The sequence below is a fragment of the Paenibacillus xinjiangensis genome, assembly GCF_059686975.1.
Genome location: NZ_JCAALS010000001.1, coordinates 178742 through 199923 on the forward strand (window position 1 = coordinate 178742; position 21182 = coordinate 199923).

At 48.1% G+C, this 21182-nt stretch carries 21 protein-coding genes; 19 read left to right on the forward strand and 2 right to left on the reverse strand.

Annotated features, from left to right (window positions below):
* Positions 1-488: 488 nt before the first annotated feature.
* Complete coding sequence (locus AC6ESP_RS00785; RefSeq protein WP_497094765.1) at positions 489-1010, reverse strand: hypothetical protein; 522 nt, start codon at positions 1008-1010, stop codon at positions 489-491.
* Between the two features lie 336 nt (positions 1011-1346).
* Here AC6ESP_RS00785 and AC6ESP_RS00790 point away from each other — a divergent pair, with 336 nt between their 5' ends.
* From AC6ESP_RS00790 to AC6ESP_RS00860, 15 genes are all read left to right on the forward strand, one after another.
* Complete coding sequence (locus tag AC6ESP_RS00790; protein ID WP_497094766.1) at positions 1347-3458, forward strand: methyl-accepting chemotaxis protein; 2112 nt, start codon at positions 1347-1349, stop codon at positions 3456-3458.
* 148 nt (positions 3459-3606) lie between these two features.
* Positions 3607-4773: a methyl-accepting chemotaxis protein gene (locus tag AC6ESP_RS00795; RefSeq protein ID WP_497094767.1), complete on the forward strand. Its 1167-nt coding sequence runs from the start codon at positions 3607-3609 to the stop codon at positions 4771-4773.
* 148 nt (positions 4774-4921) lie between these two features.
* Complete coding sequence (locus tag AC6ESP_RS00800; RefSeq protein WP_497094768.1) at positions 4922-5890, forward strand: PstS family phosphate ABC transporter substrate-binding protein; 969 nt, start codon at positions 4922-4924, stop codon at positions 5888-5890.
* A gap of 141 nt (positions 5891-6031) precedes the next feature.
* A complete protein-coding gene (gene pstC, locus AC6ESP_RS00805) occupies positions 6032-6976 on the forward strand; it encodes a phosphate ABC transporter permease subunit PstC (RefSeq protein WP_497094993.1) in 945 nt (314 codons plus the stop codon).
* A gap of 1 nt (position 6977) precedes the next feature.
* Entirely contained in the window at positions 6978-7853 is an 876-nt protein-coding gene (pstA, locus tag AC6ESP_RS00810) for a phosphate ABC transporter permease PstA (protein ID WP_497094769.1), read from the forward strand.
* 28 nt (positions 7854-7881) lie between these two features.
* Positions 7882-8637, forward strand: a complete 756-nt coding sequence (pstB, locus tag AC6ESP_RS00815) for a phosphate ABC transporter ATP-binding protein PstB (protein WP_497094770.1) — start codon at positions 7882-7884, stop codon at positions 8635-8637.
* 24 nt (positions 8638-8661) lie between these two features.
* A complete protein-coding gene (gene phoU / locus AC6ESP_RS00820) occupies positions 8662-9321 on the forward strand; it encodes a phosphate signaling complex protein PhoU (RefSeq protein WP_497094994.1) in 660 nt (219 codons plus the stop codon).
* A gap of 176 nt (positions 9322-9497) precedes the next feature.
* Positions 9498-10952, forward strand: coding sequence for a GGDEF domain-containing protein (locus AC6ESP_RS00825; RefSeq protein ID WP_497094771.1), 1455 nt, complete (start codon positions 9498-9500; stop codon positions 10950-10952).
* Between the two features lie 35 nt (positions 10953-10987).
* Positions 10988-12181, forward strand: a complete 1194-nt coding sequence (locus tag AC6ESP_RS00830; protein WP_497094772.1) for an EAL domain-containing protein — start codon at positions 10988-10990, stop codon at positions 12179-12181.
* Positions 12144-12329, forward strand: coding sequence for a hypothetical protein (locus AC6ESP_RS00835; RefSeq protein ID WP_497094773.1), 186 nt, complete (start codon positions 12144-12146; stop codon positions 12327-12329). Before AC6ESP_RS00830 ends, AC6ESP_RS00835 begins: the two co-directional genes overlap by 38 nt.
* A gap of 51 nt (positions 12330-12380) precedes the next feature.
* Positions 12381-15062, forward strand: coding sequence for a DNA polymerase I (gene polA, locus AC6ESP_RS00840; RefSeq protein WP_497094774.1), 2682 nt, complete (start codon positions 12381-12383; stop codon positions 15060-15062).
* Positions 15063-15110: 48 nt separating this feature from the next.
* Positions 15111-15968: a DNA-formamidopyrimidine glycosylase gene (gene mutM, locus AC6ESP_RS00845; RefSeq protein ID WP_497094775.1), complete on the forward strand. Its 858-nt coding sequence runs from the start codon at positions 15111-15113 to the stop codon at positions 15966-15968.
* A 179-nt stretch (positions 15969-16147) separates the two neighbouring features.
* Positions 16148-16858: an MntP/YtaF family protein gene (locus AC6ESP_RS00850; RefSeq protein WP_497094776.1), complete on the forward strand. Its 711-nt coding sequence runs from the start codon at positions 16148-16150 to the stop codon at positions 16856-16858.
* Positions 16859-16879: 21 nt separating this feature from the next.
* Positions 16880-17476 (forward strand): dephospho-CoA kinase, encoded by a 597-nt coding sequence (gene coaE, locus AC6ESP_RS00855; RefSeq protein ID WP_497094995.1) that lies wholly within the window; start codon positions 16880-16882, stop codon positions 17474-17476.
* Positions 17473-18039: a lytic transglycosylase domain-containing protein gene (locus tag AC6ESP_RS00860; RefSeq protein ID WP_497094777.1), complete on the forward strand. Its 567-nt coding sequence runs from the start codon at positions 17473-17475 to the stop codon at positions 18037-18039. Before coaE ends, AC6ESP_RS00860 begins: the two co-directional genes overlap by 4 nt.
* A 93-nt stretch (positions 18040-18132) precedes the next feature.
* On the opposite strand, the gene AC6ESP_RS00865 is transcribed toward AC6ESP_RS00860, so the two are convergent.
* Positions 18133-18345 carry an alpha/beta-type small acid-soluble spore protein gene (locus AC6ESP_RS00865; protein ID WP_497094778.1) on the reverse strand — a complete coding sequence of 71 codons (213 nt, stop codon included), beginning with the start codon at positions 18343-18345 and terminating at the stop codon, positions 18133-18135.
* A 110-nt stretch (positions 18346-18455) separates the two neighbouring features.
* On the opposite strand from AC6ESP_RS00865, the gene nrdR reads away from it, so the two are divergent.
* The 4 genes from nrdR (at position 18456) to AC6ESP_RS00885 (ending at position 20763) form a co-directional block, all read left to right on the forward strand.
* Entirely contained in the window at positions 18456-18932 is a 477-nt protein-coding gene (nrdR, locus tag AC6ESP_RS00870) for a transcriptional regulator NrdR (RefSeq protein ID WP_497094779.1), read from the forward strand.
* Positions 18933-19152: 220 nt separating this feature from the next.
* Positions 19153-19785, forward strand: coding sequence for a 3-hexulose-6-phosphate synthase (hxlA, locus tag AC6ESP_RS00875; RefSeq protein WP_497094780.1), 633 nt, complete (start codon positions 19153-19155; stop codon positions 19783-19785).
* A gap of 8 nt (positions 19786-19793) precedes the next feature.
* Positions 19794-20354, forward strand: coding sequence for a 6-phospho-3-hexuloisomerase (hxlB, locus tag AC6ESP_RS00880; protein ID WP_497094781.1), 561 nt, complete (start codon positions 19794-19796; stop codon positions 20352-20354).
* A 55-nt stretch (positions 20355-20409) separates the two neighbouring features.
* Positions 20410-20763, forward strand: coding sequence for a winged helix-turn-helix transcriptional regulator (locus AC6ESP_RS00885; protein WP_497094782.1), 354 nt, complete (start codon positions 20410-20412; stop codon positions 20761-20763).
* Positions 20764-21182: the final 419 nt, after the last annotated feature.

The window sequence follows — 21182 nt, forward strand, 5'->3', positions numbered from 1 at the left end:
ACAAGTAGGCCTAATGGTTTGCTCTAGCCTTGCTGCTTTTTACAAATGAGAGTATTAAAAAGTTAATCCAAATTAGGATAGGGATAGATATGATCAAAATGTAGCGACCAGCAAAATCAATGCCAAATCTTCTTGATTCATCTAGATTGTAGAGGAGCCATGCTGCCATGACCAAAATGAGTGTGTGTATTGAGAAAGCTAGCAGCATGCCCAACCATTTGCTATTTCTTTTCCTTACTATAGATACAGATACAAACGTTGAAACGACGAGTGAAAAGGCAATTATTAAAATGTTCAACAAAAGGTTCACCTTCTTTGGCGTAGGGTGGCCTATTTCACATTGATCCAGCAGGAAGTAGTGTGAATAAATAATGTTGCAAAAAAGTCAACAATTAGGCGGGATAGAGGCTGAAACGCGTCCGAATGTTGCAAAAAAGTCAACAATGAAGCTCGGCCAGAAGGCCGATCATCGAACTGAAACAATGGCTCTAATGCATGATGTCAATCTTGATTCTAATCATACTGTTATGATCAAAAGCAATGATAAGCGAATTTCCCGAGGACAGTTCGACTTCAAATCCTTTATAACCATGCTCCTCATCCGTCAGATTAGCATATTCTTGAACGTCTCCTGTTTCCTTCAGTGTCGTTAATTCCTCCTGATAGAAGGATTCGAACTCCTTCTCATTCACATAGGTTGAATAGAATGGAGAACAGTGGTCTTCTTTTCCTTTCAATACAGTTCTTGCGGGAAGAGGAATAGCTATTGATTTTAGTTGTTCATCGTACTCACAGACAAATGTTTTACTTGAGAATAGATAGCTTTGTACATAATCATTGAATGTAGAATTCCAAAAGTAAAATTGAACTAAAAGAACAATGAGTAAAGAAATAACTAAGGAATTTCTAGCGAATTTGCTTCTTTTTTTAACCATGGTAACGACAATAAGAATAATCAGACCAATCATCATCAAGGCTGTATATGGTATATATAAGATATTTCCGGCCAATTAATCAACCCCTCTAACCATACTTCGAGCTTTAACCAGCCCTTCAATAATAATCTATCCTGTTAAAAATGGTAAATACTGATAATTTTAGTGTAGCATACATTGCATTTGCTGAGAATAATCGATTCGGACACCGTCCCATCACATAGATGCCTAATGATACTTATTCAGCTCCTATTCGTTCCTTAAATTAGGGGAATGTAGGATTGAGAAACAGATTATTCCATATGGATATCAGCTGTTCAACACAAAATGTTGAAGTATTCGAAAAGGCTATTAAGAAATGAACTCCAAATGTCGATTAATGTCCTATATTGTCGAATTGGGGTTGGTTATATGTTGAAGAAGTACCGCGACTTGCCGCTCGCTGTGAAATTTGTATCGTCTATGGGGGTACTGTTGGTTGTCGTGTTCGGAGCTCTAATTCTGCTTAATCTACAAACCTTGGAAAAGGTAAGTATAAGCAAGGGGCAGCTAGAGGCTCAGAATGCAGGGAAGGATTTCTCACAGATGTTCGAGAATAGGCTGACTTCGGTACAATCGACGCTGCTGCTTCTGTCAGATACTCTACTAGAAGCAAGAAATAATCAGAGTATGTCTCGTGAAGAAGTGGTCTCATTCTTGGAGCGACTATTGAAGGATCGCCCTGAGCTGCTTGGTGTATATACGCTGTGGGAGCCGAATGCTTTTGACAATAATGATGTAAAATATGAAAGCCGCAATAGCTATGATGATGCTACGGGACGATTTCTACCTTATATTGTTCGAAGCGGCGAGGGGATGGTAACTGAACCTCTGAAGGGTTATAACGAAGAAGGCGCAGGCGACTTCTATCTGCTTCCGAAGGCCAGCAAGAAGCTGACCTACATTGACCCTTACAAATACCGAGTTGCAGGTAAAGATATGCTGATGATGTCTATCGTCCAACCGATATTAGATAAAGATGGGAACTTTATTGGGATTGTAGGAGCAGACTTATCCCTCGATAGTCTGCAAATGGATGCATTGAATTACAAGCCGCTTGGCGGGTATGTAGCCATTGTATCTGGGAACGGCACATATGCAGCTAATGCCAATGACCCGGAATCACTGGGTAATCCATATGGAGATACGCCGGAGAAGGAAGCATTATGGCAGGATGTGAAGTCAGGAAATAAACAACTGGGGTATACGCAGAATTCTACAGGAGATTTTGTTATGCGAACCTTCCAGCCTATTCCCCTTCCAGGGACGGAAGGCCAGTGGTATGCGCAGACGGTAGTTCCGGTTAAGACTATTATGTCTACCTATTATGAAGTCAGAATACAATCGGCGTTGTTGGCATTAGGGGCTATGCTTCTATTGGCTGCTGTAACCATTCTACTCATTCGCTATATGGTGCTTCGCAATCTTAGGATGCTGGTGTCCAAGCTTCAGCTAATGGCCGAAGGAGATTTGACGCAGAAGATGGTTGTCAGAGGAAATGATGAATTCGGAAGAATGGCGCAATACTTTAATGTGATGACAGATAAGCTTAGAGGGATGTTCAAGCTTGTATCCGATTTGTCTATGGCTGTAGGAGCTACATCTGAGCAGCTTACAGCAAGTGCTGAGCAGACCAGTCGTGCTTCCGAGACGATTGCTGAGTCCATACAGGAGGTGGCAGCCGGTGCGGAAACCCAGAATCATCATGCGACTGATACAGCCAAAGCGATGGGCGAGATGACTATTGGTGTTGGGCGCATTGCAGAATCATCGGTCAGCGTCTCGGCTTCTGCGAGTGATGTTAGCAAGCAGACAGCCGAAGGCAACAATCGGATCAAAGAAGCTGTTGTTCAAATGGAGCAGGTTCGCTCTGCTGTAGAGGATACTGAAGCGGCCATTCATCGTCTGAGTGAGCGATCGGAGAAGATCGGCAGTGTTATTGGGCTGATCGCAGATATTAGCAGGCAGACTAACCTGCTTGCTCTGAATGCATCAATCGAGGCATCGCGCGCTGGAGAGCACGGCAGAGGGTTTGCTGTAGTAGCCACAGAAGTGCGCAAGCTGGCTGAGCAGACGAAGGGAGCCGCAGAGCTTGTGTCTGAGCTTGTTCAAGATGTCCGCACAGATACACATCATGCCGCAGTTGCAATGGCAAAAGGCTCTGCCCAGGTTGGACAAGGCGTCAGATTGGTAACGGATAGCGGGGTATTGTTCGAATCGATTATGAGCGAGATGGATAAGGTGAATGGACAGATTCAGGATGTCTCAGCTTCAGCTGAGCAAATGACTGCCAGCACGGAGCAGATCGCAGCATCGGTAGAGGTGCTGTCTAACATTGCAGGGGAAGCAGCAGCCAATTCTCATCATGTAGCCGCAGCCTCGGAGGAGCAAATGGCTTCCATGGAGGAGATATCCTCTGCTTCGGAAGCACTAAGCTCTATGGTTCAGGAGCTGCTGGAGAAATTAGCTCAATTCAAAATCTAATTGTTATACAAAGAGTGTTCCACAAGACTTTGGTCTTGAGGAGCGCTCTTTTTTTGTTATTTTACATTGCGATAACAATTCCATGTATTGGAGTTGATGCAAAAGACCTATATTGAGTGAAGTTCATATAAAAGAAGGGTGAGATTCCATGACTGAAACGGTACTGGAGCGACCAAAGAGCCAGCAGGTTGTCGAAGCCATCTCTACACATCAAGAGAGTAACCCCATGCTCAATGCGAGTGCCCCAATTGACGGCATTATTTCTTTTTTGCGAGAAGCGCCAATCGCTCAAGTTTCCCAGACCTGCAAAGAGACGATCGCTTTATTCAAAAGGAATCAAGACAGTGAATGCGTCATGGTATGTGAGGAGAACGGCAAGCCTGTTGGACTAATGATGAGAAACCGTTTCTTCATGCGACTAAGCCAGCGCTTCGGTGTGGATCTGTATTATGACAAATCGATCGCCGAGCTGATGGATGCGGCACCTCTAGTAGTAGATTGCGGGCATGATCCTCAAGAGTTAATAGATCGAGCATTGAATAGACATGACAGCTTGCTCTATGACTGCGTCATCGTAACGAAGGATGACAAGCCCGTTGGCGTATTGACTGTATCGGATCTGCTCCGCTTGTCCAGGAAGCTGCAGCAGGCAGCAGTGGACGGGCAGATTGAGACGATACATAGGGTCGGCAGTCGTCTGAAGGAGATTGATCAAGCGGTTAACTCTGTTAGGCAATCGGCGGTTACAGGAGAGCAGTCTTCATCGGAGATGGTCGATCTAACACTCAGCGGTAAGAATGAGCTGGATAAGGTAACGACGGCCTTCAGCAAGCTTGCCTCGAATTCCATGCTTCAGGAGCAGCGAATGAGCGAGCTCCAGGCTGAAGCCGGCTCTATCAGTCATGTCTCGAAGCTGATTAAAGAGCTGGCAGAGCAGAGCAATCTGCTCGCCATTAATGCTTCTATTGAAGCAGCCCGTGCAGGAGAGCATGGCCGAGGCTTCGCTGTAGTAGCAGGTGAGGTTATGAAGCTGGCTAGCGCCACAAAACAGTCTGCTGAGGAGATTACGAAGCTTACGCGAGTGATTGTAGAAGCTATTGGCCAGACTGCCAGCCTTGCTCATGAGGGCCGTGAGGAAGCGGTCAATAGTGAAGGCTATGTAGTGGAGGCTGGCCGTGTGTTCGGACAGCTGTTCAAGGCCGCAGCTAACAATAGAAGCAGCTCCGAGCAGATCGGCAAGCTGTCTGAGCAAGCCTATCAGCAAACCGAATGGGTATCGAATGAAATCGATCAATTGCTAGAATCATATTTTTAACATGGAGTTTACAAAAGAAGAATACCCCATTTACAAATGACTTGTAGGATAAGAGACGTAGGGTTCAGGCCATACTAGATAAGATTAATTTAGATTAATAAGAGGAGTGGTTGAGTTGTTGAAAGGTAAAGGTTTTAAGGGGATCTTGATGTCGACAATGGTAGTATCTCTACTACTAGTAGCAGCTTGTGGTAATAACGCGAATAACGGAACAGTTAATAACGGAGCAAATACTGGCGCAACAACAGAGCCAGCTACAACTGAAGCACCAGCAGCAGCATTATCCGGTGAAGTGAAAGTAGACGGTTCATCCACGGTGTTCCCACTTACTGAAGCAGCAGCTGAAGAATTCAACAAAGAGCATCCAGATGTTCGTGTTCCTGTAGGCGTATCTGGTACAGGCGGCGGCTTCAAGCAGTTCTGTGCTGGCGAGATCGCGATTGCTGATGCATCCCGTTCGATCAAAGAAGAAGAAGCAGCGCTTTGTAAAGAAGCAGGCATCGAGTACACTGAGCTTTCTGTTGCTTATGACGGTCTGTCCGTTGTAGTAAGCAAAGACAATGACTTCATCGACCACCTGACTGTTGAAGAACTGAACAAAATCTTTGTAACAGGCAGCACGGTTACAACGTGGAAAGATGTTCGTGATACTTGGCCGGCAGAAGAAATCGTCATGTTCTCCCCTGGTGCTGATTCCGGTACTTACGACTACTTCAACGAAGCAATCCTTGACAAAGCAGGTATCCGTAATGATAAGCAAATCAGCTTCAGTGAAGATGATAACACGCTTGTACAAGGTGTATCTGGCAGCAAAGGCGGCATTGGCTACTTCGGATTCGCGTACTTCGAAGAGAACCAAGACAAGCTGAAGCTTGTTCCAATTGATGGTGGTACAGGAGTTATTACTCCATCGCATGAAACAATTAAAGACGGTTCTTATGCACCATTGTCCCGTCCGCTCTTCATCTATGTAAGCAAGAAAGAGCTTGCTCGTCCAGAAGTTGCTGAGTTCGCCAAATACTACATCAACAACATCGGACCTCTTGCAGACGAAGTTGGCTACATCGCTCTTCCTGACGAGAAGTACACAGAAGAAGCAGCTAAGCTTGAATCTTAATCTCTAACTACTAAATACTAAATACGATATAAGTAAGGCAGGGCGGTGAGAATGTGGTGTCTCGTGGGACATCACATTTTTCACGCCACGTATGTTAACGAATTGTAAAGGCAAGGAGAGGACGCCGACATGCAAAATGAAATGCAGCATAAGGAAGCGAAGGCGCAAATCAGCAAAGCAGAGTCAGAAAAGTACTCATTCAAAAACAGTAAAGTTAGCGTGATGAACAAAATCATGCCAGTTATCCTGTTCCTGTGCGCATCAGTATCCATCTTAACGACAATCGGAATCGTAGTTACCCTTATAACTGAAACCTATCAATTCTTTCAAAAAGTTCCCATTCTTGATTTCATATTTGGTACGAAGTGGTCACCACTGATCACGCCAAAAAGCTACGGTATTCTGCCGCTGCTGAACGGCACGCTGATGATTACGGTCATCGCTTGTCTAGTCGCAATCCCGCTTGGGCTTGCGAGTGCTATTTATTTGTCGGAGTACGCACCTAAGAAAGTCCGCCAGGTTATTAAGCCGATTCTTGAGGTTCTGGCAGGCGTGCCGACAATCGTCTATGGTTATTTTGCACTAAGTCTTATTACACCACTCATTCGTGATATTTTCCCAAGCGCCGGAGTGTTCAATGCTCTAAGCGCCGGTATCGTCGTTGGTATCATGATTATCCCAATGGTCTCCTCATTGAGTGAGGATGCCATGTCCTCTGTGCCTCGCAGCCTGCGGGACGGAGCTTATGCACTTGGAGCGACTAGGTTCGAGGTTGCACTCAAAATCGTCGTGCCTGCCGCATTCTCAGGTATCGTAGCATCTGCCGTACTTGCCTTCTCACGTGCAATTGGGGAGACGATGATTGTTACGGTAGCTGCAGGAGCAACACCGAATCTTACAGGCAATCCGCTGGACAGCATCCAGACGATGACAGCTTATATCGTTCAAGTAAGCTTAGGGGATACGCCTCATGGAACACTGGAGTATGGTTCAATCTTTGCCGTAGGGATGACGCTGTTCGTCATTACGTTCATCCTGAATATATTTGCCCAATATATCGCTAGACGATTCCGGGAGGAGTATTGAGATGAATATTTTTCAAGATGCCAATCGCAAGCAAATTGCGAACCGGCGCCGTACAGACTTTGTCCTTCACCTCGTATTCGTCCTGGCGACGTCTATCGGAGTCTTAGCTTTATGTGCGCTTATTATCGATATTCTGATAGATGGCGTGTCCAGGCTGCAGCCTGACCTGTTCACGAACTTCCCTTCTCGCAAAGCAGATGGCTCAGGGATGAAATCAGCAATCATCGGCACCATTTATATGCTGCTGATCATGCTCCCGATCTCCTTCATTCTCGGAGTTGGAGCAGCAATCTATCTGGAGGAATATGCCGGTAAAAATCGGTTCACTCGCTTGATTCAGCTTAATATCAGTACGCTTGCTGGCGTGCCGTCGATCGTATACGGCATACTCGGCCTGACGATCTTCGTCCGGCTAATGGCGCTGGATCGCAGCTTGATTGCGGGAGCTCTTACAATGACTCTGCTCGTGCTGCCTATTATTATCGTATCCGCACAAGAGGCGATACGCGCCGTGCCGAAGCAGCGACGTGATGCGTCATTCGCTCTAGGAGCGACCAAATGGCAGACTGTATCCCGATCGGTCCTTCCATCATCGATCTCAGGTATTCTTACTGGTGTTATTCTGGCCATGTCACGGGCAATTGGTGAAACAGCGCCGCTAGTAATGATTGGAGCACTGACTTATGTAGCGTTCCTGCCAAATGGACTCAAAGATTCGTTCACGGTTATGCCTATTCAGATCTATAACTGGATCTCCAAGCCGCAGCTTGAATTCAAGGAGCTAGCCGCGAGTGGTATTATTGTGCTTCTGGCGCTTCTGCTGCTCATGAATTTCTCAGCTATTCTACTTCGTAACAAATTCCAGAAAAACGTGTAATTCCAATTAGCGAAGGAGAGCGAACATCATGGAATCATTAATTACAATCAATAAACTTAACTTATATTACGGAGCATTCCAAGCCTTGAAGGAAGTAACGCTCACCATTCCTGAGAAAGCAATTACCGCTTTTATCGGACCTTCCGGCTGTGGCAAATCAACTCTTCTTCGGACACTGAACCGAATGAATGACATGATTCCAGGCACTCGGATTGAAGGTGGTATCGCAATTGGAGGTACGGAAATCTACTCCAGCGAGGTGGATGTAGAAACCTTGCGCAAGAAAGTCGGTATGGTATTCCAACAGCCGAATCCTTTTCCGAAATCCATCTACGATAACATTGCTTATGGACCTCGCCTGCACGGCATTCGCAACAAGCAGAAGCTGGATGAGATCGTGGAGACGAGCCTCAAATCCGCTGTGCTGTGGGATGAAGTGAAGGATCACTTGAAGCGCTCTGCCTTCAGTCTGTCAGGTGGACAGCAGCAGCGTCTATGTATTGCGCGTGCACTTGCTGTTAATCCAGATGTCCTGCTCATGGATGAAGCAACCTCTGCACTGGACCCAATCTCGACACTCAAGATTGAAGAGCTGGCGCAGGAGCTCAAAGACCGCTATACCATCGTTATGGTTACCCACAATATGCATCAAGCCGCTCGCGTATCGAACCAAACGGTATTTTTCTTGAATGGTGAAGTAGTTGAGTATTCGGATACAGAGAAACTGTTCTCCAATCCGACGGATCAACGCACAGAAGACTATATCAGTGGACGCTTCGGTTAACCACTAAGGGGGATATTTGCGATGATGACGACTAGAAAAGAATTCGACCATGGCTTGGAGCAGCTTCATGACTTGCTGGTACAAATGGGTACCTTCGTAGAAGGAGCACTTGCTGATGCGATGCAATCTCTGAGCGAGACAGACAGCGTGAAAGCGAAGAAGATTATCGAGGAAGACCATAATCTGAATCAACTTGAGGAAAAGGTGACTGATCTTGGCTCTAAGCTTATCGCTACTCAGCAGCCTGTTGCCAAGGATTTACGCCGTATTCTATCTGCATTCAAAATCGCCTCTGATCTTGAACGTATGGGTGATCTATGCGTGAACATTGCCAAGCTGGTCATCCGACTGGACGGACAGCCCTTAATTAAGCCCTTGATTGACTTGCCCAGAATGGCGGAAATCGTCCAGACAATGACCTATGAATCGATTCAATCCTTCGTACAAGAGAATGTAGATCTTGCTTACAAAATGGCAAGCGACGACGATCAGGTCGATGCGCTATGTGCCCAAATCTCACGCGAGCTGCTCGCGATGATGATGGAGAACCCTCGCAATATTACGCAGGCATCTGTGCTTAATTTCGTAGCACGCCACATCGAACGTATCGGTGACCATGCTACGAACATCGGAGAGAGCGTCGTCTATCTGGTGACGAACAGCCGTCCAGATCTGAACGTATAATGGAATAAGCAAGTATAGGAAACCGAATGGGATCAGAGCTAAAGGCTGAGCTATTCGGTTTTTTTGGCCGTTGTGTTAACGATTCGTTTACGCAGCGTTAGTACTCTGATCACAAATCATTGGTACAATATACCTATAAATTAGGCGATAAATTAGCAGTCATCGAGGGGATCGAAGTGATTGAAGTCGGAGAAGGGTTGTTCAATCGAACAATGCTGCGCTCCATCGAGGAGCATGGTGTTGTAGGGCTAGTGTACATAAAGCTTCACAAAGCTGTTGCTGCTGTGGAGGACGAGCTTCGTCAGTGGGAAATGGGTCAGCATCTGCTGCTGTGGAGGCAGCAGATGGACGATGAGCGATTGTATTGGTTCAGAAGCGATAACCATGCTGACCCAGCTGGATCAGCAGAACCAGTGGAAGCTATGCTTCAGAAGCTGGCAGACCAGCTGCACAGCCGTCTTAGGAAGAGTACTGCCCGTATAGGGATGGCTGCCGTGCAGACCGATAGAGAACGCTCTACGGAAGGAATGGTTCTCCAGGCCATCAAGGACGCGATGGCAGCAGCTGTTCATGAGCTACTGTTGCCAGCCGATGCTGTGGAGCGGGTGATGGTAGCTGGTCATTCGGAGAGAATGGACTCCAATAGCGATAGCGGAGAAGCATTCGGTATTGGTCAGCTGGCTGTTCCATACCCCGTATTCTCTTCACAGACCTTGGTATCTGAGATAGCGGACTTGTTCGAGACGAATCCGAAGGTGCAGGGGGCAATCATAGCCGATGAAGGGCGCCCAGTGGGGCTGCTAATGAAGGTGCAGCTCCATCAGCAATTAGCTGGTCAGTTCGGATTGCCGCTGTATTGGAATCGGCCAGTGAAGAAGATCATGAATGTCCAGCCGCTTATTGTAGAAGCAGACATGCCGGTGGAACAGGTATCCCAGCTCGCGATGTCGAGGGATATTGCACAGCTCTACGATATTGTCATCATCACTCGGGATGATTGGTTAATTGGAGCCGCCTCGATTCGGTCGATTCTGGAGTGTATGACGATGCTGCGGACAGAGGTTGCGCGTGCAGCCAATCCCCTTACTGGATTGCCGGGCAATGTCGGTATCCAGCTGGAGCTGCAGCGCCGTATCCGCTTAGGGAGAGCATTCGCCGTGATTTATGCGGATTTGGATTATTTCAAATGGTTCAATGATTGCTTTGGGTTCAGTATGGGTGATAGCTTAATCCGCTTTCTAGCAGATATTCTGCGTGAGGAGAAGGAGCGCAGCGGCTCCCCTGGAGACTTCATAGGCCATATTGGGGGCGATGACTTCATCTTGGTGACGGAGGTATCCTATGCCAAGCAGCTGTGCTCACAGTTCATTGAGAGGTTCGATCAGGGAGTTAAGAACTTCTACGGTGGGATTGATGTAAGGGCAGTAGAGGATCGACATGGCAATATTATTGAGCAGAGTGGCGTAACGCTATCGTTGTCGCTAATACTCAGTGAGTATAGTTCATCACTTACTCCTGAGCTAATCTCAAGCCTTTCGGCCAAGCTGAAGAAGCAGGCGAAGGCACGTAGAGGCAGTGTGTACGTAATGGAAACAATTCTAGCATCGCATCATGGAGAGGAACGAATGTGAAAGTGGGATACGGACATCTACGCGCGGCCTTACAGATGAGCAGAATGGATGATCAGTCGAGCGGGAGTCAGGGGGTCATCTATTTGTCTTGTCATTATACTCCCTCGTCCTCTAGTCCGGCACAGCAGCAAGACGCCCTTCAAGCGTATTGGAGGAGCTTCGCCGAGCAAGTTGTTCTGGCAGAGATGGAGGAATCCGCTTATCTTGCCAGGAGGTATTGGATGCATGATGATCTATTTCTTGTTGTAGACCTGCCGGAAGGTCCTCAAGAAATGATGGTAGATTGGCTGCTGGAGCTTGTGTGCAGACAGCAAGCCAAGTGGGAGAGTAGTCTCCAATTGCGGAAGGAAATACTGGAAGAGGCAGCTATTGCTCGGATTCATGCGGGTATAGCTATCATGGAGCCAAGCGTCGATTGGGCTGATTCTTTATATGATGCGTCGAAACGGGCTATTCTTCATGGTCAGACGGATGGGGCGTTGAAGAAAAGCATGAAGCTGCGTGCCTTGGAGCAGCTAATCGATAAGCAGCTGATTCATCCCGTCTATCAGCCCATTATGGCTCTTCAGCACAACAGCTGCAGCGTGTTCGGCTACGAGGCTTTGACACGCTGTACGGATAATACCTGGTTCAACGGGCCGATGGAGCTTTTTGAATTCGCTGAGCAGGAAGGTATGGTCTATTCTCTTGATCGACTAGCGCGTGAGAAGGCTATTGACGGCTCCGTTGGCCTGCAGGAGCGGCAGAAGCTGTTCATTAATGTGACCGCTCAAATTATGAATGATCCCTGCTTCACCCCAGGCCAGACATTGAATCTGCTGGAGAGACAGCATCTGTCACCTCATAATGTTGTATTTGAAATTACGGAACGCAGCTATATTCATGATTTCGGAGCGGTCAAGAAGGTGCTCGAGCATTATCGCAAGCAAGGGTATCAGATCGCTATAGACGATGTGGGGGCTGGCTATTCCTCTCTGCAATCGATCGTCGAGCTTCGACCGGATTACATCAAGGTGGATCGTTCGATCATTCAGAATATTGATGAGGATGAGATGAAGGAGCATATTCTTAGCACCCTCATTCAGCTAGCTCACAAAATGGGCATTGAGCTCATTGCCGAAGGCATCGAAAATGCTAATGAGCTGAGTAGGGTGCAAGAAATGGGCGTGCGGCTGGCGCAAGGCTACTTGCTTGGCAGGCCAGGCAAATTGGGCAGCAGCCCACAATGATATCAGGTGGAAGAACTTAGCTTTTCAGGAGCAGCAAGCTGGCTTCGGGAAGGCTTGTTTTATTTTCAAAGAGCATAGAATCAGAATGTTGACGAATGTGCAGGGATTAGAGAATTTCACAGCAAATAAGCTGCTCATTACGGAGTAAGGGGCCGCATGTGGTATGATAGCAGTAGAAATGTTTAGGTGAGGTGTCTTAATGGACAAGTGGATATTAATTGATGGCAATAGTATCGCTAACAGGGCATTTTACGCGATGCCGCCGCTGACGAATTCAACTGGATTACATACGAATGCCGTATATGGCTTCACAACGATGCTGCTCAAGCTGCTCGAGGACGAGAAGCCTACTCATGTGCTCGTAGCATTCGACGCAGGGAAAATCACATTCCGCCATGAGGGCTATACCGAATATAAAGGCGGGCGTGCCAAAACGCCATCCGAGCTGTCCGAGCAATTCCCGATCATGAAGGATCTGCTTCGCGCCTTCGGGATTTCGCAGTTCGAGCTGTCTGGCTACGAAGCGGATGATATTATCGGCACATTGACCCGAATCGCAGATGAGGAGAATGTAGAGACGCTTGTGGTAACAGGCGACAAGGATATGCTGCAGCTGGCTTCAGCTAATGTCACGATTGCGATTACACGCAAAGGCATTAGTGAGGTGGAGCATTTCTCCCCCGCAGCTATCCAAGAAAGATATGGCCTAACACCGCTTCAAATTATCGATCTCAAAGGGCTGATGGGTGATGCTTCTGACAATATCCCGGGTATTCCGGGCGTTGGAGAGAAGACGGCGCTCAAGATGCTGCATGAATTCGGCTCTGTCGAGGAAGTTCTTGCTCATACCGATAGCCTGAAGGGCAAGATAAAGGAGAAGGTCGAGCAGCATAAAGAAGACGCCATTATGAGTAAAAAGCTGGCTACGATCTATCGTGAGGTGCCAATTGAGCATGGAGCAAGCGACATTCGCTACGACGGCTATGAGCCTGCGAAGCTTGCTGATGCGTTCCGTAAGCTGGAGTTCAAGTCGCTGATGGAAAGGCTTGATCTTAGCGCAGAGGGCACGGCTGGTGAAGCAGGGGCGGGCGAGCCTGCTGCAGAGCTGAATGTGATTACTATTCAATCGGATAACGATGAAGCCTCCTTGCAAGCTATGGTTGATGCGCTTCAGGATGATAAAGCCACTCATGGTCTGTACATCGAAGCCATCGGAGATAACCCTCATCATGCCGAGCTTCTTGGACTAGCAGCGGCAATGGAGGACGTGGTGTATGTGCTTCCGTTCGAGGTGCTGAAGCAGCCCTTCACGGAGCCGCTTCGCAGCTGGCTCGCTGCTGCGGACAAGCCGAAGTACGGATTCGACACGCATAAGGCTGAGCTTGCTCTAGGCTGGAGAGGCATTGTACTGAAAGGTGCAGAGTTCGACGTGCAGCTTGCCGCGTATTTGCTGGATCCGACGGAGGCGAATCAATCGCTTACCGGTATGGCAGACCGTTATGGTCAGCCTGCTGTCGCATCAGATGATGCGGTATACGGCAAAGGGGCGAAGTTCAAAGTACCGGATGCTGACAGGCTGTACGGTCATCTAGCAATGAAGGCGGATGCTGTCCGCCGCATCGTAGTTGAGCAGCGTGCAGCTCTGGAGAAAAGCGGTATGAATGAGCTTTATTATGAGTTGGAGCAGCCTCTTGCTCATGTGCTTGCTGCGATGGAGCAGCAAGGCATTAAGGTCGAATCGGCGGAGCTGGAGCAGCTCGGCAGTGAGCTAGAACGTAATCTAGCGATTACGATGAGTGATATTTATAAGCACGCGGGAATCGAGTTCAATATTAATTCACCGAAGCAGCTGGGCGACATTCTGTTCGATAAGCTCGGACTGCCGATCATTAGAAAGACGAAGACCGGCTATTCCACCGATGCAGAGGTACTGGAGAAGCTGGAGCCTTATCATGAGATTGTGCCGCTTATTCTCCATTATCGCTCGCTGGCGAAGCTGCAATCGACCTATGTGGAAGGCCTGCTGAAAGAGATTCGGAGGAGCACAGGCAAGATTCATACGTATTACCGCCAGACGATAGCAGCTACCGGCCGGCTCAGCAGCCAGTTCCCGAATCTGCAGAACATTCCGATCCGTCTGGAGGAAGGCCGTAAAATTCGCAAGGCGTTCGTTCCATCCGAGCCGGGCTGGTTCATTCTGGCAGCCGACTATTCGCAGATCGAGCTGAGAGTGCTCGCGCATATCTCAGGCGATGACCGGTTGAAGGAAGCTTTTATCAACGATATGGACATTCATACGAAAACAGCGATGGACGTCTTCGGCGTAACCGCGGACCAAGTGGATTCGAATATGCGCCGCTCTGCGAAGGCGGTTAACTTCGGAATCGTATACGGAATCAGTGATTTCGGCTTGTCACAGAACTTGAACATTACCCGTAAAGAAGCCGGACAATTTATTGAACAGTATTTTGACGTATTCAAGGGTGTACGCAAGTATATGGATGATATCGTCCAGCAAGCACGCAATGACGGCTATGTGACGACCTTGCTTGAGCGCAGACGGTACTTGCCGGAGATTAAGGCCTCGAACTTCAACATTCGTTCATTCGCTGAACGTACAGCTATGAATACACCTATCCAAGGAACCGCAGCTGATATTATTAAGCTCGCAATGGTTAGAATGGATGAGACGCTCCGTGAGCGGAAGCTTAAGAGCCGGATGCTGCTCCAGGTACACGATGAATTGGTATTCGAGGTGCCGGAGGATGAGCTGGAGCTGATGAAGGAGCTTGTGCCAAGCGTGATGGCAGGCGCACTTAAGCTGGATGTGCCGCTCAAGGCGGATGTGAATTACGGTGTCAATTGGTATGAAGCGAAGTGACCCATTAGGGGGCTAAATCGGGTATAATGGTTGTTGAGGTGAAGAGAAATGCCTGAATTGCCAGAGGTAGAAACAGTCAGACGCACATTAATCGAACTAGTCGCAGGGAAACGGATTGAATCCGTGACCGTAAGATTGCCGAGAATTATTCAGCGGCCGGCCGAGCCGGAGCAATTCGCTGACGCACTTGCTGGCAGAACGATTCAAACGGTAGAAAGACGCGGGAAGTTTCTGCGAATCATCCTGGACGGTCTCGTGCTCGTATCTCATCTAAGGATGGAAGGCCGATATGGCGTGTTCGGCAGCAGGGAGCCGATTGAGCTTCATACCCATGTGCTGTTTCATTTCGATGATGGAACAGACTTAAGATATAAGGATGTAAGACAATTCGGCACGATGCATTTGTTCGAGCCAGGTACGGAGTTCGAGCTTCCCCCGCTGAATAAGCTGGGGATTGAACCGCTTGATCCAGCATTTACTTATGATACGCTTCGCAGCAGGCTCGCCAAACGCACGACCAAGATCAAGCCCCTGCTGCTGAATCAGGAATATATCGTGGGGCTTGGCAATATTTATGTAGATGAGGCTTTGTTCCAAGCAGGAATTCACCCTGAGCGTACAGCGGACTCCCTGAAGCCAGCAGAGTGGAAGAGATTATTCGAATCGATCCATTCAACGCTTGAGAAGGCTGTACAAGCTGGGGGCTCTTCCATCAAATCTTACGTGAATGGTCAAGGGGAGATGGGCATGTTCCAGCACCAGCTGCTCGTCTACGGGAAGAAGGATGAGCCTTGTCCGAGCTGTGGTAATGCCATTGAGAAATTCGTAGTAGGCGGCAGAGGTACGCATATATGCAGACGCTGTCAGCCTGCTCCCCGTGTAAGCAAGAATACTGTTCAATCCTAGGCGCAGAGCAGGATAGCCTGCTGAATAAGCCTTCCTGCTGCAGCCTAAGATGCACCGTAAACCTTCTTCCGCATATGCTGTTGTTGTTACGAACAATAGGCGAATGACTAGTCTCAAGCTTCTTAAGCTCGATGGAGGCTTGCAGCTAAGAGCATTCGGTATGCGGGGAGGAACGTGGCATGTTCGCGCATTTGGCATCTTTGCTGGTGCTTGCTCTTGCCGTTAGTATGGATGGTTTCGGAGTAGGGATGACCTATGGGCTGCGGCGAATTCGAATTCCATTCCTATCGGTCGTCATTATTGCATGCTGCTCCGGATTGATCATCTGGTTATCGATGCAGGTAGGTACATGGATGACAGGGTATTTGTCACCGCTTGCTGCGAAATCGATTGGGGCAGTCGTGCTGGTCGGTATTGGAGGATGGGCGCTGCTGCAGCTTAGGAGAAGTCGTGAGAGCCGGGGACCTGCTGATTCGGATGGAGAGGAATCTGCTCCTCTGCCGGCAAGCGATAGACAAGAGCAGGCATCAGCTGAGAAAGCACATCCTGTGCTAATCGTCATCGTAGAGATGAAGCGGCTTGGCTTAGTCATCCAAATACTGCGGACGCCGCAAGCGGCGGATGTTGATAAATCAGGAACGATATCGGCTTCTGAAGCCGTAATGCTTGGCGTGGCATTGTCTTTCGACGCCTTTGGCGCAGGTATTGGCGCTGCGATGATAGGGCTGCCTTCCGTGATGACTGCGTTAGTCATTGCTGCGGCAAGCGCATTATTTCTACTGAGTGGTATTCGGTTCGGCTTCCGATTCTCGAATTGGAGGGGCATGCAGGCCTTATCGGTACTGCCAGGATTGCTGCTCATTGTGATGGGGATATTAAAGCTGCTATAGATCGAGATCGAGGTGAAGCTAATGAAGATCGGTTTAACCGGCGGTATTGCGACTGGCAAGAGCACCGTTGCTGCTATGCTTGTGGAGCACGGAGCCCTGCTGGTCGATGCCGATCAGGTCGCAAGAGAAGTTGTTATGCCCGGTGAACCCGCTTTGGAGGCTGTTGCCTCTAAGTTCGGACAAGCTGTATTACATACGGATGGAACATTGAAACGCTCAGCGCTTGGCAGTATCGTATTCAAGGATAAAGAGCTGTTAGCTTACTTAGAGAGCATTCTGCATCCAGCGGTCCGACAACGCATGCAGGAGCGTATTAGCCATTATGCTGCGGATCATCCCGAGAAGCTTATTGTCGCGGATGTGCCTCTGCTCTACGAGACTAACCAGGAGTCGCTCTATGACGGCATTATGGTTGTCTATGTGCCTGAGCAGCTGCAGCTGGAGCGATTGCAGATACGCAATTCAATTAGTGAGGCTGAAGCAGCAAGTCGAATCGCTTTGCAGATGGGTATTGAACACAAGAGAGCAAGAGCAGACTGGGTCATTGACAACAGCGGTACGCTGGAAGAGACGAAGCAGCAGATCGAGGCCTTCTGGAAAAGTCAGGGGCTGCCATGAGGTGGCTTCTTAGAAAAAGAGTGCTGCTGCTCTTACTCATCGGACTTATCGCATTATTATTTCTTAATTCAAGCTGGCTGGCACGTATGATGTACCCGATTCACTATCAAGAGGATATACGTGCAAGCGCCTCGAACTATGACGTTGACCCGCATCTGGTGGCAGCAATTATTCGAGCAGAAACGAATTATACGACAGGTAAGGTATCCAAAAAAGGGGCACTCGGCCTCATGCAAATTATGCCAGATACCGCGAAGTGGGTCGTTCAGCAAGCGGGATTTAAGGAAGTGTCAGAAGACATTCTGCGAAGCCGCGCTGACGTCAGTATCGAGGTCGGCTCCTGGTATTTGCAATCGCTGCACAAGCAATTCGGTCAGAATCAGATCGCGGCAATCGCAGCCTATAATGCAGGGCCAGGCAATGTTCGCAAGTGGCTGGATTCCAACAAATGGGATGGCACGCTTAATACGACCGATGATATCCCATATGGAGAAACTAGGCACTATGTACAACGGGTCGTTTATTATTATAATAAGTACAAAGAGCTGTATCCGAACTTCTGACGGTGGAAATGAAATAGAAGAAGCCTTGGTTGCCCGCCGCTTCAGGACGGGACAACCAAAGCCTCTGTCTTTTCTATACATGTGATGAATTAATTATTTGCTGCCGGCAAGAGATTGCTCAGCGATTTGCACTAGACGGCGAGTAATGTATCCACCGATGGATCCAGCATCTTTAGTTGTAAAGTTGCCGTAATATCCGTCTTGTGGAATAGCAATACCCAGCTCTTGTGCAACCTCGAATTTCATTTGGTCGAGTGCTGCAGTTGCTTGCGGTACTACCAATTGGTTGCTGCTACGTTGGCTCATTGATGTTCACCTCCTTGCGGTTGGTAACAGTATTATGTGCGTAATTGCGAACTTCATAACAGGGAACCTTTGGAAAAAATATAAAGCATGTACTGAAAGGAAGTGAGAATATGAAATGTCCATATTGCGACTATGCAGGCACGAAAGTTCTGGACTCTCGTCCGGCCAATGAGAACAAATCGATTCGCAGACGGCGTGAGTGTGAAAAGTGCAGTCGGCGCTTCACCACCTTCGAGATGATTGAAGAGACACCGCTAATTGTTATTAAAAAAGACGGCAGCCGCGAGGAGTTCAGCCGTGATAAAATTCTTCGCGGATTGATCAGAGCCTGTGAGAAGCGTCCTGTCCCGGTAGAACGATTGGAAGTTATCGTGTCTGAGGTAGAGAAGGAGCTTCGTACGACAGCTCTTGCTGAGGTAGAAAGCCGAGATATTGGCGAGATCGTCATGGGACAGCTGTATCCGGTTGATGAAGTCGCTTATGTGCGATTCGCTTCGGTCTATCGGCAGTTCAAGGATATCGACATGTTCATGAAAGAGCTGAACAGTCTGTTGTCCAAGCATCCGCTTAATGGCGGAGGAAACTAATAGCATGAGCTATAGGTTCACAATGGAGGGTATCCTCAGTCATCTCGATGGCTGCTGGGTATCCTTTTTTGTGATGAAGCATTACGCTGAAATCCCTTGCCCCACACAATAGTATCCTATGAGTAACTACACCACTTTCAAGTGCGTACTTCCTATTTGGAAAGGAGGAGCCTAGAATAAGGGCAGCGGTATAATACAATTACAAGGAGAGATATTATAAATGAAATTACAATTAGCACTAGACCTCGTGAACATTGAAGAAGCAATCGTATTGGTGAAAGAAGTCGAGTCCTTCATCGATATCGTTGAGATTGGTACGCCTATCATCATTAACGAAGGCCTGCATGCTGTAAAAGCGATCAAAGAAGCTTTCCCTGCCTTGGAGGTGCTTGCTGACCTTAAAGTTATGGATGCTGGCGGTTATGAAGTGATGAAGGCTTCGGAAGCGGGTGCAGACATTATTACGATCCTAGGCGTTGCAGACGATTCCACCATTAGCGGTGCAGTTGCAGAAGCAGCGAAGCAAGGTAAGAAGGTCATGGTCGACATGATTAATGTGAAAGACATTGAAGCACGCGCCAAAGAAATCGATGCGCTCGGCGTAGATTACATTTGTGTACATTCCGGTTACGATCATCAAGCTTCAGGCAAAAACTCCTTCGAAGAGCTTGCTGCGATAAAACGCGTTGTGACTAATGCCAAAACAGCAGTAGCTGGTGGTATCAAGCTGGATACATTGGAAGAAGTAATCAAAGCCAGTCCTGATCTCGTTATCGTAGGCGGCGGCATTACAGGTGTAGAAGATAAACCAGCAGTTGCAGCAGCTATGCAGCGTCTGATTAAATTGGGTTAATCGAAGCGATGTGGACGAAACAATTCGCAAGTACGATTCTAAGTGAGCTGGAGCAGCTATTGCAGGCTGTTCCAGACGAAGCGGCTGAACAGTTAGCGAATGCGATTGTGGAAGCGAAGCAGATATTCGTAGCGGGTGCTGGACGCTCGGGGCTGATGGGCAAGGCTTTTGCCATGCGTCTGATGCATATGGGGTTCAATGCCTATGTGATAGGCGAGACCGTTACACCAGGATATGGGGCAGGAGATGTTCTTATCTTGGGCTCTGGCTCGGGTGAGACGGGAAGCCTGATTGCGATGGCTGCTAAGGCGTCGAAGCTTGAAGGAGGCACGGTGGCCGTCGTAACGACGAAGCCGGACTCCACACTTGGACAGGCTGCAGATATTACTATTGAGTTGCCGGCTTCGCCGAAAGAAGTGAATGACGGGGTTCGCGGGACGATACAGCCGATGGCTTCCTTGTTCGAGCAGGGTCTGCTGCTGTTCTATGATGCAGTCATTCTACGGCTGATGGAGATGAAGGGCTTGAATTCGGGAACGATGTACGGCAGTCATGCTAATCTCGAATAGATAGAAGTCGCATGGTTCGTCATGTATACTAGGTAAGGAAGGGGGAAGTCTTAAGATGGCACAAGAACTGAAGGAAAGAATTAATCTGCGGGAAATCAATTGCGAGAAGGAACTGACACTTGCGGTGATCGGCGGCAAATGGAAGCTTATTATATTGTGGCATCTCGGCTTGGAAGGAACGAAGCGGTTCAGCGAGCTGAAGAAGATGATTCCCCATATTACCCAGAAGATGCTGACGAATCAGCTGCGTGAGCTCGAAGAGGATCTGCTCGTCGCGCGCAAAGTATACGCTGAGGTACCTCCTCGCGTCGAATATTCATTGACCGATTATGGCGTGAGCCTCATGCCTGTTCTTCGCCTCATGTACGATTGGGGCAAAAATTATGGCGAAGAGGTTGTCTGGAAGTAGCAGTTTAGCTAGTGACGAGAGTAAGTGAATGAGTGAATCAGGTCAGGAAAAAAGCAGTATAGGAATTTGCAGGGTTGTTCCAGTCCCGGCTATCCTGTACTGTTTTTTACATTATAGGGTCGTCGTTGATAGCTGATTGGTTCGTGAGGTATTTATGTTGTGGGGTAGTGTGAAAGAGGCTCGACCACGATAATTTGGCTGGCTAAGCATCGAGCGCAGTGAGGGTGACAAGAATGATCTGCGAAAGTGCATTCTTTATTGTCGTGATACGCCTGTGAGCAGAAAGACCTGCGATTTTACATTATATTCATAGGTCATTTCTTCTAATAGAAGCAATCAGATTTAATAACTGCATTATGGCTTGTATACCTTCCTAATTGGCTAAAGACTAGGTAAATAAATGCACATTCGCATTCTTT

What these genes read in the sequence shown, in the direction of transcription:
- AC6ESP_RS00790 (WP_497094766.1), top strand. Translation starts at nt 1,347, where the DNA reads ATGTTGAAGAAGTACCGCGACTTGCCGCTCGCTGTGAAATTTGTATCG.
- AC6ESP_RS00795 (WP_497094767.1), top strand. Translation starts at nt 3,607, where the DNA reads ATGACTGAAACGGTACTGGAGCGACCAAAGAGCCAGCAGGTTGTCGAA.
- AC6ESP_RS00800 (WP_497094768.1), top strand. Translation starts at nt 4,922, where the DNA reads ATGTCGACAATGGTAGTATCTCTACTACTAGTAGCAGCTTGTGGTAAT.
- pstC (WP_497094993.1), top strand. Translation starts at nt 6,032, where the DNA reads ATGCAGCATAAGGAAGCGAAGGCGCAAATCAGCAAAGCAGAGTCAGAA.
- pstA (WP_497094769.1), top strand. Translation starts at nt 6,978, where the DNA reads ATGAATATTTTTCAAGATGCCAATCGCAAGCAAATTGCGAACCGGCGC.
- pstB (WP_497094770.1), top strand. Translation starts at nt 7,882, where the DNA reads ATGGAATCATTAATTACAATCAATAAACTTAACTTATATTACGGAGCA.
- phoU (WP_497094994.1), top strand. Translation starts at nt 8,662, where the DNA reads ATGACGACTAGAAAAGAATTCGACCATGGCTTGGAGCAGCTTCATGAC.
- AC6ESP_RS00830 (WP_497094772.1), top strand. Translation starts at nt 10,988, where the DNA reads ATGAGCAGAATGGATGATCAGTCGAGCGGGAGTCAGGGGGTCATCTAT.
- polA (WP_497094774.1), top strand. Translation starts at nt 12,381, where the DNA reads ATGGACAAGTGGATATTAATTGATGGCAATAGTATCGCTAACAGGGCA.
- mutM (WP_497094775.1), top strand. Translation starts at nt 15,111, where the DNA reads ATGCCTGAATTGCCAGAGGTAGAAACAGTCAGACGCACATTAATCGAA.
- AC6ESP_RS00850 (WP_497094776.1), top strand. Translation starts at nt 16,148, where the DNA reads ATGTTCGCGCATTTGGCATCTTTGCTGGTGCTTGCTCTTGCCGTTAGT.
- coaE (WP_497094995.1), top strand. Translation starts at nt 16,880, where the DNA reads ATGAAGATCGGTTTAACCGGCGGTATTGCGACTGGCAAGAGCACCGTT.
- AC6ESP_RS00860 (WP_497094777.1), top strand. Translation starts at nt 17,473, where the DNA reads ATGAGGTGGCTTCTTAGAAAAAGAGTGCTGCTGCTCTTACTCATCGGA.
- AC6ESP_RS00865 (WP_497094778.1), bottom strand. Translation starts at nt 18,345, where the DNA reads ATGAGCCAACGTAGCAGCAACCAATTGGTAGTACCGCAAGCAACTGCA.
- nrdR (WP_497094779.1), top strand. Translation starts at nt 18,456, where the DNA reads ATGAAATGTCCATATTGCGACTATGCAGGCACGAAAGTTCTGGACTCT.
- hxlA (WP_497094780.1), top strand. Translation starts at nt 19,153, where the DNA reads ATGAAATTACAATTAGCACTAGACCTCGTGAACATTGAAGAAGCAATC.
- hxlB (WP_497094781.1), top strand. Translation starts at nt 19,794, where the DNA reads ATGTGGACGAAACAATTCGCAAGTACGATTCTAAGTGAGCTGGAGCAG.
- AC6ESP_RS00885 (WP_497094782.1), top strand. Translation starts at nt 20,410, where the DNA reads ATGGCACAAGAACTGAAGGAAAGAATTAATCTGCGGGAAATCAATTGC.